The organism is Stenotrophomonas sp. STEN014 (assembly GCF_056760315.1).
Genome location: NZ_JBRREN010000002.1, coordinates 337,880 through 352,667 on the forward strand (window position 1 = coordinate 337,880; position 14,788 = coordinate 352,667).

Here is a 14,788-nt window from a genome sequence, read left to right on the forward strand (position 1 = left end):
GCCGCTCAGGCCTCGATCTGGCGCGCCGGATCGCTCAGTTCCAGCTCGCGCAGCACCACGCTGGCCTGGGTGCGGTTGCGCACGCCCAGGCGCTCGAAGATCGCCGACAGATGCGCCTTGACCGTACGTTCCTGCACCTCTAGGCGGTCGGCGATCTGCTTGTTGAGCAGGCCCTGCGCAACCAGCACCAGCACCCGGAACTGCTGCGGCGACAGGCTGGCCAGGCGCGCGGCCAGTTCGCTGTCGTGGCTGGAGGATTGCGCGCGCGACACCGCCGCGCGCAGCGAGGCCGGCAGCCACTGCTCGCAGGCCATCACGCTGCGGATGGCCTCGCGCAGTTCGTTCAGACCCGAACTCTTGGGCAGGTAGCCGGCCGCGCCATGATCGAGCGCGCGGCGCACCACGCGTGGATCGTCATTGGCCGAAACCACGATCACCGCCACCCCCGGATGCTGCGCGCGGATCGCCGCCAGCCCGGCCAGCCCGTGGTTGCCGGGCATGTGCAGGTCCAGCAGGATCAGGTCGGTTTCCGGTGCGGTATCGAGCGCGGCCAGCACCCCGTCCAGCGATTCGGCCTCGCGCACCTGCAAATCACTCATGGCTTCGCTGGCGGCCTGACGCAGTGCGGCGCGGAACAGCGGGTGGTCGTCGGCAATCAGCAGGGTCGGCATGGTCACGGTCTGGGTTACTGGGCGGTCCAGCCCCCGTCCATGGGCAGGGCGGCGGCGGTGACATTGTGGGCCTCGCGGCGGCAAAGCCAAACCACCATCGACGCGATGTCCTCGGGCAGGGACATGCGCAGGCTCGGCTGCTTCTCTTCCAGCAACGCGCGCACGCCGTCCTCGCGGCTGCCTCCGTTGCGGTGGGCCTGGATCTGCGGCTCGATCAGCGGCGTCTCCACCCAGCCCGGGCACACGCAGTTGACGGTGACGCCACCGCTGTCGCGGCTGCCGGCGCTGGCGTATTCCAGTGCGGCAACCTTGCTCAGGCCGACGATGCCGAATTTGCTGGCCACATACGGCGCCTTGTTCTTCGAGGCCACCAGCCCGTGCACCGAGGCGATGTTGACCACCCGGCCGTAGCCGCGTTCGGCCATGCCCGGCAGCGTCTGCTGCATGGTGTGGAAGGCGGCGCTGAGGTTGAGCGCGATGATGTCGTCCCACTTCCGTGCGGGCTGCTCGGCCAGCGGCGCGGCGTGCTGGATGCCGGCACAGTTCACCAGCACATCGATCGCGCCCCAGGTCTGCACCGCGTCGAGCAGGGTGCCGATCTCATCGGCACGACGCAGGTCGGCGGCAAAATGCCGCGCCTCGCTGCCGGTTGCAGCGACGCTGGCCAGCGCGCTGGCGATCTGCTCGGGCGTGCCCAGACCGTTGACCGCCACGCGCGCGCCGGCGGCCGCCAGCGCCTGGGCGATGACCAGGCCGATGCCTGAGGTGCTGCCGGTCACCAATGCGGTGCGGCCTTGCAGGAAACGGTCCATGGGGAAACTCCGGGGATAGGGGGAATGGCAGGAAACGTAGCAGCCGCGACGTGGCTCGCGCGTGGTACTTAAGTACGATGAGACGGCTGCGGCTGCTCTGCTAGGGTGCATCCATGAGCCAATCCCTGTTGCGTGCCGCCTGCGGCCTATTCGTCGGACTGAGCCTGGCCTCCTGCGCCAGCGGCCCGGTCTCCCAGCCCGTGGAGTCCTCCATGTTCAGCAACGAACTGCGCAGCGAGCATCGCGGCAGTGACGACCTGCTCACCGCCGGCCTGGGCCTGACCGGCCTGCGCAGCATGGTGCCGCCGGCCTTCGCCGATGCCACTGCACCGACGCCGGACGAGCTGCGTCGGCGCGCTCTGTGGGGCAGCTGGCGCGGTATCGCCGACATGGCGCCCGGCGGTGGCTATGGCGAGCTGTTCGGCAGTCTTGAAAGCGTGCCCGGTCGCGAGTACTCGGCCTATGCGCGGCTGCCCGATGCGCGCCAGCCGCACCGCGTGCTGGCGCAGGTGCCGGACAATTTCGATCTGAGCAAGCGCTGTGTGCTGGTCGCTCCGGCCTCCGGTTCGCGCGGCATCTATGGCGCGGTGTCGGTGGCGGCGGCGTGGGGTCTGCCCAAGGGCTGCGCCGTGGTCTACACCGACAAGGGTGCCGGCAGCGATTACTACGACCTGGACGCGCAGATCGGTGTCCGCGCCAATGGCACGGTCGGCGCGCTGGGCGAGGCGGCCGATCTGGCGTTCGTACCGGATGCCCCGGTCAACGCCTCGGGCGTGGCGTTCAAACACGCGCACTCCAAGGACAACCCGGAAGCCGACTGGGGTCGCCATGTGAAGCAGGCGGCCGAGTACGCGCTGCTGGCGCTGGAACAAGCGTATCCGCAGGCCGCGCCGTTCACCTTCGACAACACCCGCATCATCGCCGTGGGGATTTCCAACGGCGGTGGTGCGGTGCTGCGCGCGGCGGAAATGGAGGGCGACTGGCTGGACGCGGTGGTCGCCGGCGAGCCGAATGTCTATTCCGATGGCCCGGGTTCGCGCGCGCTGTACGACTACACCACCGAGGCGGCGCTGCTGATGCCGTGCGCGCAGCTGCATATGGACGATCTGCCGCAGCCGCCACTGACTGCCGCCTTGCAAGCTGGGGCCGCGCTGCGCTGCGCCACGCTCGCGGCCGAAGGTGTCATCGGCGGGGCCACACCGGCGGCGCAGGCCAAAGCGGCCTATGAACTGATGCGCAGCAAGGGCTGGACCGATGAGGCGTTGCGCGCTGGCGCGCTGTCCACCGGCTTCGACCTGTGGCGCGCGATCGCCGCGACCTATGCCTCGGCCTACGGCCGCTACGGCGTGGGCGAACACCCGTGCGGTTTCAGCTTTGCCGCGCAGAATCCGGATTTCTCCCCGCGCGTGGCCAGCGCCGCCGAGCGTGCGGCGTGGATCGCCGATGGCAGCGGCATTCCGCCCGGCGCCGGGGTCGGGCTGCTCGACAGCAAGGTACAGCTGCCTGACCTGACCTATGCCGGCCTGAAGTGCCTGCGTGGGCTGTGGGACGGGCAGGGCGAGGCGGCCGGCCGCGTGCAGGCCGGTATCGCGGCGACCCGTGCCGGGCTGCCGCGTCAGGGCCTGCCGGTGATGGTGGTGCATGGCACCGACGACGGCCTGATCCCGCCGGCTTTCAGCAGCGCGCCGTACGTGGCCGCGGCCCAGGCCGCCGGGCGTGAGGTGAACTACTGGCAGGTCAAGCACGTGCAGCACTTTGACGGCTTCCTCGGCCTGCCCGACTACGGTTCGCGCTACCTGCCGCTGCTGCCGTACGTCTATGCGGCGCTGGATCGCGTGCAGGCGCGGCTGGAGCACGGTAGCGCGCTGCCGGCCGATGCGGTGATCGCCACCACGCCCCGCGCGGGCAAGCCGTTGGCTGCCGAGAATCTCGCGATGCCGAAGTAACCGCCGTCGTTGTAGGAGTGATGCAAGTCGCGACCGGGCTCTATCGACAAAAGCTGTCGCGATTTGTGTCGCTCCTACAGCAGTGCCGGATGCTGGCATCATGCCGCGATGGAAATTCTGACTGCTCCCTCCCGCGTCATCCCCACCGTCGACTACCGGCGCGAACGCTGGCGCAACGGCCTGGGCTGGACCCGCGAGATCCTGCGTCTGCCCGGACAGGGCGACTGGCAGCTGCGGCTGTCGATCGCCGAGATCGAGCAGGATGCGGCCTTCTCCGCCTTCCCCGGTGTCGAGCGCGAGCTGGTGCTGCTGCAGGGCGAAGGTCTGCGGCTGCGCTTTGCCGATGGCCGTTGTGAAACGCTGTTGCCGCCGTATCAACGTCTGCGGTTTGCCGGCGACGCTGAAATCAGCGGCGAGCTGGTCGACGGCCCCACCAGCGACTTCAACCTGATGTGGCGCCGCGACGCGCTGCAGGCCGAGCTGCTGCACCGGCCGCTGGTCGGCAGCATGCTGTTCATCACCGAGCCGCAGGTGGCCTGGGCGGTCCATCTGCTGGCCGGACAAGCCGAGTTCGAAGGCAACACCCTGCCGCCCTTGGCCGCCGGCGACACCGCCTGGCTCGCCGCCGGCGTACGCACACGGTTCGCCTTGAGTGGCGGCGGCGAGCTGTTGGCGATCCGGGTGTCACCGGCGGCATGACGGCGGCGCCTTCCCAATGCGGGAGGGCATCCGCTGCGGCAAGCGCCGGCAATGGGCAAGCCGGAAGCGGTGACGGTGGAGGCTTTCCTCGCGGCACTGGATCATCCGCTGAAGGGTGAAACCCTGACGTGGCGCAACCAGCCGCTGGCGCTGGCGCGGATCCTCCGGCAACGGCTGCACCACATCTGAGCGCGCTGGCCGGGTTGGCTCAGTACACGTCGCGGCGATAGCGGCCGGCGATGCGCAGGGCTTCATGTGCGTCGCTGCCGAGGGCATTGGCGATCACCGCATCCACCGCCGGCGCCATGCCCTGCAGGCTGCCGCAGACCAGGATCGTCGCGCCCTGGTCGACCCAGTCGCGCAGCGCATCGGCATGGGCGGCCAGCGCATCCTGCACGTAATGGAAGCGGCCGCCATCGCGACTGAAAACCGTATCCAGCCGTTCGATCCAGCCCTCGCGCTGCCATTGCCGCAGCTCGTCGCCGAAATGGAAATCGTGGGCGGCATTGCGCTCGCCAAACAGCAGCCAGTTGCGGCGCGCACCGGCCTCGACGCGGGCGCGCAGGTGCGCGCGCAGGCCGGCGATACCGGTGCCGTTGCCGATCAGGATCAGCGGCGCCTCCGCTGCCGGCGGATGGAAGTTGGCGTTGCCGCGCAGACGCAGGTCGATGACATCGCCGGGCGTGGTGTAGTCGCACAGCCAGCCGCTGGCCAGTCCCGGTTGGCCGTCCGGTCGCCGCTGGCGCCGCAGCAGCAGCTGCAACGAGCCCTCCGAGGGCATCGAGGCGATGGAGTATTCGCGATGCGGCAACGGTTTGAGCGCCGCGGCCAGCGCCGCGAGGTCGCCGGTGTCGATCTGTTCGGGCAAGTGGCACGCGGCGAGGACCTCCCGCAGTGGGCGGCCATCGGCCAGCGTGGCGGTGACCGGCAGGCCGTGCGCATGCATCCATTGCGCGACGGTGCCGGCACTGTGGCGCGGACCGATTTCGGCGATATCACCGGCCTGCCATGCCGGCAGTTCCCCGGCGACGGGTTGCAGCTTCAGGTGGAAGACGGTGCCGCCGACACTGCCCGGATTGAGCGCCTGCCGCTGCTGCAAACGCCATTGCTGGTACTGCGGCGCAGCCCAGTCCGGCAGGTGGGCGACATCGCCGCCGAGCTGGCCGAGCAGCTGCTGCCAGTGGCGCAGCGCGTCCGCATCGGCGTTGTCCACGTCCACGGTATCGAACAGCGCCCGCGCGCCCTGTTCGCACAGCCAGTTGTCGAGCTGGTGGCCGAAGGCGCAGTAATGGTCATAGGTGCGGTCGCCCAGCGCCAGCACCGCGTACTGCAGCTGCGGTAGTGGCGTGGCGTTCTGCATCACCCGGCTGAGAAAGGCCAGGGCATGGTCGGGCGGATCGCCTTCGCCGGTGGTGCTGGCGACGAACAGCGCGGTGCGGGTGCGGGCGAGCAGGGCGGCATCGACCTGGTCGAGCGCGCGCAGGCGGACGGTGTGGCCGGCGGCGCAAAGGCTGTCTGCACTGCGTTCGGCCAGCTGCCGCGCAAAACCGGTCTGGCTGGCCCAGACCACCAGCAGCGGCGGCTCGCCGTCACCGCTGGCAACGTCCTTGCGCGGGCGCACGCGCCACCACAGCGCCGCGCAGGCGATGGCATAGATGGCGGCGGCAGCCAGCGCGGTGAACCACTTCGCGGGCAGGGGCGCGGCCAGCCACCACCCTTCGCCCTGATGCAGGCGCAGCAGCAACACGGCGATCAGCACCAGCACCAGGCCAACGGCGAGGTTGCCAATCAGCGGGCGGTTCACGCGTGGAGCACTCATTGCGTGTCTGCATCCAGGTGCTGCTGGAACGCCGGCGTCATGGTTTCTTCCAGACCGTGCGGGCCGCGTGCGAGGAAGCGTGCAGCCAGGCCATGGTCGGTGGCGAAGGCCAGCCCCTGTGTTGCGCCCATCACCGTCAGTGCGGTGGCCCATGCATCGGCGTGCATCGCTTCGCGCTCGATCACCGTCACCGCCGCGGCAGCGCGGGTTACCGGCGCCTGCGTGCGGGGATCCAGCGTGTGGCTGTAGGACACGCCGTCGCGCTGGAAGTGATGCCAACGGTCGCCGGAGGTGGCGATGGCCAGATCGTCCAGCGCCAGCACCCGTGGTGGATAGTCGGCGCCGGCGTCTTCTTCCGGAGCCGATTCGACCAGCACCCGCCACGGCTGGCCGTCGGGCTTGCGACCGTAGCCGTGCAGCTCGCCGCCCACTTCGACCAGCGCCGCTTCGACGCCGTTGCGGCGCAGCCAGCGGCTGACCAGATCCACGCCATAGCCCTTGGCGATGGCCGACAGGTCCAGTTGCAGCGCGCCGGGCTGCAGCGCGGCCTGCGCCGGTGCATCCAGTTGCAGCTTGTGCCAGCCGCAGCGGCCGGCGACCTCGGCCCGTTGCGCGGCATCGGGAACACGCTGCGCGCCGGCCTGGGCACCGAAGCCCCACAGTGCGACCAGCGGGCCGATGCTCGGATCGAACGCGCCATCGCTGCGTTCGGCGATATCAAGCGCGGCGACGAGTACCTGCCAGAAGTCTTCCGGCAGCCGCTGCCAGCTGCCGGCGGCGGCGCGGTTGTAGCGGCTGATGTCCGACTCGGTTTCCCAGGTGCTCATCTGCGCCACGACCCGGTCCAGCTCGGCCTGGATGCCGGCATGCAGCGGATGCAGGTCGCGGCGGCGCGGGGCGACCAGCTTCACGCTCCAGCGGGTACCCATGGTGTGGCCGCCGAGGGCGGCGATGTCGGATTGGCTAGACATGGAGAGAGCGGCCCGGCGCGCTGTGGCGACCGGGCCTGGAGTCCTTACTGCGGCAGCACTTCCAGCGTGGCCACATAGCTCAGGCGGCGCACGTTGGCCTGCGGCACGGAGGTCTTGCTGTCTTCGCTGCCGGTCTCCAGCCAGTACATGCCGGCTTCCGGCCAGGTCACGGCGAATTCGCCGTTGGCGTCGGTGGTGACTTTGATCTCTTCCTGCGCGTTGCGGTAACGGGTACCACCGCTGGTTATTTCCACTTCAAGACCGGCGGCCGGCTTGCCGTCCACCAGCAGGCGGAACCGGGCTTCTTCACCGCTGAACAGGTCGTTCGGGTGGCCGAGGGCGACCATCTCCATGCCCTTGCCGGTCGGCGTGAGCGCGGTGTCGTTCGGGGCGCCGTTGGTGACGAAGGTTTCGACCCGGCCGGCGGTCTCGGAGACCTTCAGCTCCCTGGCGTTCTTCGGCACTTCGGCGGCGAACTTCTCGGCGGTGCCACGCCAGCGCTTGGGCTTGCCGTCTTCCTGCCAGTTGGCCATCAGCCCGGCGTTGACGTTGGCCAGGCGGTAGGTGCCCGGCTGGGTCAGCTCGACATCGAACACGCTGCGGTATTTGCCGGTGGCCACGTTCTGCGGCTGCACGCTGCTGCCGTCGGGCGCGGTGATCAGCAGATTGTCGATGCGCAGCGGCACGTGGTTGAAATAGAACAGGTCGTTGGACACGGCCGCGTCCACCGTGATCCACGGGTTGGCACCGGCGATCACGGTCTGCGACGGCTGCAGCCAGGCCTTGTGGGCGGCGGCGGAGAAGGGCAGCGCTGCGGCGATGGTGGCGGCAAGCAGGAGGGAACGCTTCATCGGTTGGCTCCGGTAGTAGGGCGAATCAGGGTTTGACGGCAAGGGTGACGGCGCCCAGCTCGGTGGTGCCCTGGGCACGGCCGTTCTGCACACTGCGCGCTGGCCAGCTGAAGGGAATCTTGACCAGCTCGCGGCCACCCACCTCGCGTGCGGCTTCCACCACCAGCGTGTACTGGCCGGCGGGCAGGTCGCGCAGTTGCGGCTGGCGGTCGCTGAAGCTGAGCTGGTGTTTGCCGACCGGGCGGGTCGGGCCGGTCACGCCATCCACCGGCACCTGCAGGGTGCGGCCGCTCTTGCGCCACCACTGGCGCAGGTCCGGCAGCCACTTGGTGCCGTGGCCCTCGGCGGTGTCCTTGAGCTGGTACCAGACCGACAGGTTGGCGGCGACCTTCTGGTCGGCGCCTTCGATCCACACCGCCACATACGGGCGGTGGTATTCGGCCACGTTGAGCTTGGGCACTTCGACGTTGACGTCGAGGCTGGCGGCGTAGGCGGCCGGAGCGGTGGCGATCAGGCCACTCAGGGCGATGGTCAGGGTGACGCGCATGTTGCGACTCCGGGGAGGGATGCGTTCAAGGGGAGAGCGGGATCAATGGATCAGGAGCAGGGCGATCAGCAGCGGGATCAGCAGGCCCAGCCCGACCAGCGGCCAGGTCATGCGCCGCTGCCGCGCATGCAGATGCAGCAGGAACAGGCCGGTGATGCAGAACACCAGGCAGGCCACCGCGAACAGATCCAGGAACCAGCCCCAGCCCGGGCCGGCATTGCGGCCCTTGTGCAGGTCGTTGAAATAGGAAATCCAGCCGCGGCGGGTTTTCTCGAACTCCACCGCGCCGGTTTCGCGGTCGATGCTCAGCCAGGCATCGCTGCCGGGGCCGGGCATGGACAGGTAGATCTCTTCGGCCGACCACTCGGCCTCGCGCTTGCCCAGGGAGACATCCAGCTCGCGCGACAGCCAGTCGGCGACCTTGCCCGGCAACGGCGCATTGCCCTCCTCGCGCGCGCCCAGCGCTTCGAGCAGCGGCGCGGACAGTTCGAGCTTGTGGTTGTGCACCTGCGGGGTGGCCTCGATCTTCGAGGCGTGGTTCAAGGTGATGCCGGTGAGGGAGAACAGCAGCATGCCGATCAGGCACACCGCCGAACTGATCCAGTGCCACTGGTGCAAGGTGCGCAACCAGAAGCCGCGGTTGGCCTGTTGCTGCACAGCGGTGGCGGAAGCGCGTTCGGAAGACAAGGGGCGTGGCGGGTGGGGATCAGGAAGCCCGGATTACACCATGAATGAGAATGATTCGCAATTTGTATTTTCCGCTGTCCCGGTGCGTACCGCTTATTCCTGTGCGGCCTGCAGCGTGCGTGCCGAAGGCTTGCGTGCGCGGGTCCAGCGGTGCAGCGGCAGCTCCAGCCATCTCCACGACAGCCAGCCGGCGATGACGCCGACCACCACCGTCAGCGCGATGAACAGCGCATGCTGCCACGGCGCATGGTTCAAACCGCTGGCCTGCCACAGGCGGCCGGTTGCCGAGATCACGAACACATGGCTCAGGTACAGCGAATAGGAGCTGTCGCCAACTGCCAGCAGCAAGGCCGGCAGCCGTGGCTGGCGTGCATGCTCCCAGCGCACCGCACCGAGCACCAGCAACGCGGCCGGAACGCCGAAGAGCAGTGCCCGGCGCAGTACCGGCGGATGTTCGGGATAAGCCGCGGCCAGGTGCAGCATCGCCGCGACCAGCAGGACAGCACCGCCCAACAGCAGCGGCAGCGCGAAGCCGGCCGGCAGACGGCGCCAGTACAGCCCGATCAATCCACCGGCGATGAACTCCAGACTCAACGGGCTGGACGCGACGGCGGCCCAGGGCGCGATGCTGGCGCCCAACATGCCGTGGGCCAGCAGGGTCGCCGCCGCCCAGCCCAGCAACAGCCACGGCAATTGCCGTTCTCGCGCGAACGCGATCGCTGCCGCCATCAGCAGGTAGAAGAACGTCTCGTGGATCAGTGTCCAGCCCACGGTCAGCAGCGGCAGCTGCGCCTGCGGCCACAGCAGATAGGAGGCGAGGATGCTCTGGTCCTGGTAGGCACTGTTGGCCATGCCCGGCATCAGCAGCATCAGGGCCACGACCAGCGTGGTGTAGAACCAGTACAACGGCAGCACGCGCCAGCCACGGCGGGCGAGGAAGTCGCCGGCATTGCGGGGCGAGCCGTAGCTGCCGGCGGCGATGCTGGTCATCACGAAGCCGGACAGCACGAAGAACAGGTCCACGCCGCTGTCGGCGTAGGCGAACATCGCGCCGAGCAGGTTGCCGTCCTGGCCATACTTGCCCTCGACGATGCGCAGGTGGAACAGCACCACCATCAGTGCGGCGATACCGCGCAGCGCCTGGATGGAGAAGAACGTGGCCGGTCTGGTCATGCGCGGGATCTGCAGTGGGCGGTTGGTGGTTGTGGAACTGCGGCCGCGCATGGTGCGGGGAAGCGGGCGCAAAAAGCAAAAGCCCGCCTCAAGGGCGGGCTTTTGTTCGGTTGCACCGGCAGTGTCAGAAGCGGGCGTTGAGCGAGATCCAGAAGCTGCGACTCTGTTCCTTCACCGCATAGTCGTCCACGCAGCTGTACTCGGTATCGGAGGCCAGCACGCAGGACTGGGAGACGAAGTCCTTGTCGAACAGGTTGTTGATGCGGCCGTTGACGGTCAGCCAGCCGTTCGCCTTCCAGCTGGCGCCGAGATGGAACGTGGTGTAGTCGGCGTAGTAGCGCACGGTGGAGCTGCTGACGCCGCCGACGCTGGAGACCAGGGTGTCGCGATAGCGGTCGTAGCGGCCTTCGCCGATCAGGCTCAGGCTCAGGCGGTCGCTGGCCTGCCAGGTGAGATTGGCGTTGGCCATGTGCTTGGCCGGGTTGCCCGAGATCGGCTGGCCCTTGGCGCTGCCGCTGGTCTGCTCGCTTTGGGTGAAGGTGTAGTTGCCGCGCAGCTGCAGCGTGTCCAGCAGGTCGATCTGACCGGCCAGTTCGACGCCGCGGGTCTCGGCCTTGTCGATGTTCACGCTCTGGGTGAAGGCGCTGTAGCCCAGCGCCGCCCAACCCGGGCCGACATCCACGCAGTAGCTGCCGTCGGCCGCTGCCACCTCGCAGTTGGCGAAGGTGCCGCCACTGGCGATCTTGTCGTCGAACTTGTTGAAGAACGCGGTGGCATTGAAGTTCCAGCGTTGTCCTTCGTAATAGACGGCGACTTCGTAGTTGGTGCTGGTTTCGGGCTTGAGGTGCGGTGAGCCGACCTGCGGGATCACGCCCTGGCCGCCGAAACCGACCACGCCGGGGAACAGCTGGTCCGGGCGCGGGGTCTTGTAGCCGGTGCTGATGCCCCCTTTGAGCGTCCAGGCGTCGCCGGCTTCCCACACCAGATAGGCGCGCGGGCTGAGGTGGCTGCCGAAGATGTTGTGGTCGTCGTAACGCACACCCAGCGTGGCGGTCAGGGTGTCGGTCAGTGCCCAGTTGTCCTCGGCGAACACCGACCACATCCGGTGTTTCTGCTTGACGTTGTCCTTGTAGCCGCCGCCATCCATGCCGAACACGCCATCGGTCATGTCGGTGTCGTTGTACTGGCCGCCGACAGCGAGCTGGTGGTTGCCCAGTGACATGTCCAGCTTGGTGTCGAGCACATGGCCTTCCAGCTCCATGGTGCGCAGCGGCCGCGGCAGAAAGCTGCCGAGGCGGGCCAGCTCATCGGCGTTGAGCACGCTCAGGTTGCCGGAGGTCATGTTGCAGTGGGCGGCCTGACCGCGACGCGCGCAGACATCGTTCCACAACCCCTGCAGTTGCGCGCGCTCATCCAGCGTCAGCGGCAGCGAGCGGCCAAGGTTGCTGGTGGTGTGGCGGGTCAGGCTGCTCTGCCAGGTGCCGAACTCGTAGCGGCCCTGGTGGGTCAGCGCCAGCTGGTCACGCTCGTAGCGCTGCCAGGCGGTATAGCCCACACGCGGCTGCACCACGCGGCGGCTGAGGGTGCCGCTGCCGTTGGGATTGGGAATGGTCGCCGTGCCGCTGCGCCACAAGCTTTCCAGGCTGTCCAGCGTGCCGGTCTGGCCCTTGCGGTTGTCGTACTTCTGGCGCGAGACGTCGTAGTCCAGCCAGAACGCGTTGTTCTCGAACGCGGTCAGGTTCAGGCGGATACCGGTGTTCCAGTTGGTGTTGGCCACCGCCTTGCCACCGCCGCCAAAGCCGAGACTGCGCTCCCACATCGAGCCATCCGGCAGTGGCAGCGCGTCCCACTCGGGCATCGACTCGTCGGCATCGTAGTAGCTGCCGCGGATGGCCACGCCCAGGGTGTCCTTGACCAGCGGCCCGGTCAGATACAGGTCGGTGGTGCGTGCGTCGCCGAACTCTTTTTCCTGCTGGACGGTGAAGCCCTGGGTGATCGAGCCCTGCCACTGGTCCTGGTTGCGGCGGGTGATGATGTTGATCACCCCGCCCATCGCATCGGCACCGTACAGGGTCGACATCGGGCCTCGCACCACTTCGATGCGCTCGATCGCATCCAGCGGCGGCAGATAGGAGAACTGGCCGCCACCGAAGTTGTTCGGGTACAGGCTGCCGACGTTGCTCTGGCGGCGGCCGTCGATCAACACCAGTGTGTACTCCGATGGCATGCCGCGCATGGAAATGGTGGCACGGCCGTTCTTGTCGGTGGTTTCCATGCCCACGTCGATGCCTTCGACGTCACGCAGCGCATCGATCAGGCTGGTGTAGGGGCGCTGGGCGAGCTCCTCGCGCGAGATCAGGCTGATACTGGCCGGTGCTTCGGGAATCTTCTGCTCGAAGCCGGTAGCGGTGACGACCACCTTGTCCAGCGTGGTGGGCGCGCCGCTGCCGCTGGCGTGTGCGGTAGCACTGAGGACGGCGAGCACGGCGAGGCCGAGCAGGTGGCGGGGAACGGACACGGAACGGCGATGGCGCAGAGCCATGGAGGGACCTCGGATTTCGGAAAGCGGGGCGCACTGCGCAGTCGCAGGCAGGTAGTGCATGCGCCGGGTGATGCGGGGAAGGAGGGTGAGACGGCGGCGTCGATCCGTAGAGGACCGGTCAGACCTGCGGAGGCGCCTGACCGCGCTGTTGCCGGCGCCCCGGTGACGGGCGGGCGACGTCCATGATTGAGGCGGGGATCAACGAGCGCGCCGCAACGGCGGCGTTCAAGCACGCCAGCACCTGGCCGGTGGACCCGCTCAGCGCGGCCGGCATCGCATGCGGTTTGACCACGCGGCGCAACTTGGCCGGTTGGCTTTCCTGCAGCTGGTTCTCGTCACCGGCCGGTGGTGCGCCGGTGATGGACGTAACGCTGTCAGCGCCACTGGCAACCGACCGGCGCGGGGTGTCCTGCAGCAGCAAGGCCAACAACGCCAACAGAAGCAGCATGCCGGATGCCGCCATCGACACGCGCGCGGCTACGTGTATGGAGGTCGGGGGCGGCTGGATTTGCGGATGCTGCACGGGAATCCCTTGATTGCATGGCCGGCGCGGGGCACTGGCGTTTGCGGTGCGGCATTGTAGATGGGATTCGTTTACTTATGCAAATGAGAATTGATATCAATTGCTGCGACTTAAATGGACGCCAACAGGGTCCGGATCTGCGGATGCGGGGATACCGCCAGCTGCGGCAGGATCTGTGCGAGAAACGACGGGCTTCCCTGCGGCAGAGCTTTGCGCAGCCAATCGGCGGCCTCGTCGATGTGGCCGGCGGCCAGCAGCAGCGAGGCGTGACTGGCCTGGCCGCGGAAGTCGCCCGCTTCGGCCGAACGGCGGTACCAGTCCGGTGCGGCGACCGGATCCGCGATCACACCGATGCCTTCTTCGAGGCAGCGGCCGACCAGGTTCATCGCTTTGGCGTGGCCGCTTTCGGCCGCATGCCGGTACAGCGCGTAGGCGGCGGCTTCGTCTTTGCCGACTCCACGGCCGGTGGCCAGCAGGTTGGCCAGGTTGTACATGCCCCAGTCCAGCCCGCTGTCCGCTGCCCGCCGATACCAGACCGCGGCCAGTTCGAGATTCACCGGCGTGCCCTGGCCCAACTCGTGGCAGCGCCCGAGCATGTTCATCGCCAGCGGCAGGCCACCGTTGGCGGAACGTTCGAACCAGGCCATGCCGGCGCCGGTATCGACCGGGCGGGCGCGGCCTTCCATGCAGGCCTGGCCGAGTACGAACTGGGCCAGTACCTCGCCATCCTGCGCGCGCCGCTCCAGTTCGGCCATGACCGCCGCCGGGTTGCCGGGCAGCTGCAGCAGCAGTGCCTGCAGGTCCTGTCCGGCTGCGCTCACGCCTCGGCCCATTGCCGCAGCAGGTTGTGATACACGCCGGTCAGGCTGACCAGCGAGGGGTGCTGCGGATGGTCGTGGGTCAGCCGCCGGATCGACAGATCCAGCTCCCACAGCAGGCGGCGGTGGCCGTCGTCGCGGACCATGCTCTGGGTCCAGAAGAACGAGGCGATGCGTGCGCCGCGGGTCACCGGGGTGACCTGGTGCAGGCTGGTGCCCGGGTACAGCGCCATATGCCCGGCCGGCAGCTTCACCCGCTGGTTGCCGTAGGTGTCCTCGATGACCAGCTCGCCGCCTTCGTACTCGTCCGGATCGGACAGGAACAAGGTGGCCGACAGATCGGTACGCACCGGCTGCGGATCCCCCGCGCGGCTGATGTGGTCGTAGCGGACGGCGTTGTCGACGTGGAAGCCGAAGGTCTGGCCTTCGCGATAGCAGTTGAACAGCGGCGGATAGATGCGGCGTGGCAACGCGGCGGCAAAGAACGTGTCGTTGCGGCCCAGGGCATCGAGGATCAGCGAGCCCAGCGCCCGTGCGGCCGGGTCCGATTCGGGCAGCTGCAGGTTCTGCTTGGCCTGCGCCGACTGGTAGCCGGCGGTGGACTTGCCATCGGCCCAGCCCGCTTCGTGCAGGCGCTGGCGCGCCTGGGCGACCTGGTCGCGGGTGAGTACGTCGGGGATGTGCAGCAGCATCGGATTGCCTTGTGGACGAAGCCCCCGGCAGGCGGCC

The 14,788-nt window shown here is 68.4% G+C and carries 15 protein-coding genes; 3 read left to right on the plus strand and 12 right to left on the minus strand.

Translation table 11 applies throughout. The annotated features are described in order from the left end of the window. Positions 1-5: 5 nt before the first annotated feature. Positions 6-671 carry a response regulator transcription factor gene (locus ACVOMC_RS04290; RefSeq protein WP_481522932.1) on the minus strand — a complete coding sequence of 222 codons (666 nt, stop codon included), beginning with the start codon at positions 669-671 and terminating at the stop codon, positions 6-8. Positions 672-685: 14 nt separating this feature from the next. Continuing rightward, the gene (locus ACVOMC_RS04295; protein WP_481522933.1) at positions 686-1,483 is read right to left on the minus strand and encodes a 3-hydroxybutyrate dehydrogenase; all 798 of its coding nucleotides are present in this window, start codon (positions 1,481-1,483) and stop codon (positions 686-688) included. A gap of 113 nt (positions 1,484-1,596) precedes the next feature. On the opposite strand from ACVOMC_RS04295, the gene ACVOMC_RS04300 reads away from it, so the two are divergent. The 3 genes from ACVOMC_RS04300 to ACVOMC_RS04310 all read left to right on the plus strand — a co-directional run bounded on the left by ACVOMC_RS04300 (position 1,597) and on the right by ACVOMC_RS04310 (position 4,317). Then, a complete protein-coding gene (locus ACVOMC_RS04300) occupies positions 1,597-3,429 on the plus strand; it encodes a 3-hydroxybutyrate oligomer hydrolase family protein (protein WP_481522934.1) in 1,833 nt (610 codons plus the stop codon). A 108-nt stretch (positions 3,430-3,537) separates the two neighbouring features. Next, positions 3,538-4,128 (plus strand): HutD/Ves family protein, encoded by a 591-nt coding sequence (locus tag ACVOMC_RS04305; RefSeq protein WP_481522935.1) that lies wholly within the window; start codon positions 3,538-3,540, stop codon positions 4,126-4,128. Between the two features lie 51 nt (positions 4,129-4,179). Continuing rightward, positions 4,180-4,317 carry a hypothetical protein gene (locus tag ACVOMC_RS04310; protein ID WP_481522936.1) on the plus strand — a complete coding sequence of 46 codons (138 nt, stop codon included), beginning with the start codon at positions 4,180-4,182 and terminating at the stop codon, positions 4,315-4,317. A 19-nt stretch (positions 4,318-4,336) separates the two neighbouring features. On the opposite strand, the gene ACVOMC_RS04315 is transcribed toward ACVOMC_RS04310, so the two are convergent. From ACVOMC_RS04315 to ACVOMC_RS04360, 10 genes are all read right to left on the minus strand, one after another. Beyond that, on the minus strand, positions 4,337-5,947 hold the full coding sequence (locus tag ACVOMC_RS04315; RefSeq protein WP_481522937.1) for a sulfite reductase subunit alpha: 1,611 nt from the start codon (positions 5,945-5,947) through the stop codon (positions 4,337-4,339). After that, entirely contained in the window at positions 5,944-6,918 is a 975-nt protein-coding gene (locus tag ACVOMC_RS04320) for an FAD:protein FMN transferase (protein ID WP_481522938.1), read from the minus strand. Before ACVOMC_RS04320 ends, ACVOMC_RS04315 begins: the two co-directional genes overlap by 4 nt. A gap of 44 nt (positions 6,919-6,962) precedes the next feature. Beyond that, a complete protein-coding gene (locus ACVOMC_RS04325; protein WP_481522939.1) occupies positions 6,963-7,769 on the minus strand; it encodes a DUF4198 domain-containing protein in 807 nt (268 codons plus the stop codon). 25 nt (positions 7,770-7,794) lie between these two features. Beyond that, positions 7,795-8,316 (minus strand): DUF2271 domain-containing protein, encoded by a 522-nt coding sequence (locus tag ACVOMC_RS04330; RefSeq protein ID WP_481522940.1) that lies wholly within the window; start codon positions 8,314-8,316, stop codon positions 7,795-7,797. A gap of 42 nt (positions 8,317-8,358) precedes the next feature. Beyond that, positions 8,359-8,973 carry a PepSY-associated TM helix domain-containing protein gene (locus tag ACVOMC_RS04335; protein WP_057506426.1) on the minus strand — a complete coding sequence of 205 codons (615 nt, stop codon included), beginning with the start codon at positions 8,971-8,973 and terminating at the stop codon, positions 8,359-8,361. A gap of 123 nt (positions 8,974-9,096) precedes the next feature. Beyond that, on the minus strand, positions 9,097-10,176 hold the full coding sequence (locus tag ACVOMC_RS04340; RefSeq protein ID WP_481522941.1) for an acyltransferase family protein: 1,080 nt from the start codon (positions 10,174-10,176) through the stop codon (positions 9,097-9,099). A 124-nt stretch (positions 10,177-10,300) separates the two neighbouring features. Next, positions 10,301-12,718, minus strand: coding sequence for a TonB-dependent receptor domain-containing protein (locus tag ACVOMC_RS04345; protein WP_481522942.1), 2,418 nt, complete (start codon positions 12,716-12,718; stop codon positions 10,301-10,303). Between the two features lie 118 nt (positions 12,719-12,836). Continuing rightward, complete coding sequence (locus ACVOMC_RS04350) at positions 12,837-13,166, minus strand: hypothetical protein (RefSeq protein WP_481522943.1); 330 nt, start codon at positions 13,164-13,166, stop codon at positions 12,837-12,839. A 185-nt stretch (positions 13,167-13,351) separates the two neighbouring features. Next, positions 13,352-14,074, minus strand: coding sequence for a tetratricopeptide repeat protein (locus ACVOMC_RS04355; RefSeq protein WP_481522944.1), 723 nt, complete (start codon positions 14,072-14,074; stop codon positions 13,352-13,354). Next, a complete protein-coding gene (locus ACVOMC_RS04360; RefSeq protein ID WP_481522945.1) occupies positions 14,059-14,751 on the minus strand; it encodes a Fe2+-dependent dioxygenase in 693 nt (230 codons plus the stop codon). The genes ACVOMC_RS04355 and ACVOMC_RS04360 overlap by 16 nt, the downstream gene beginning before the upstream one ends. Positions 14,752-14,788 lie beyond the last annotated feature (37 nt).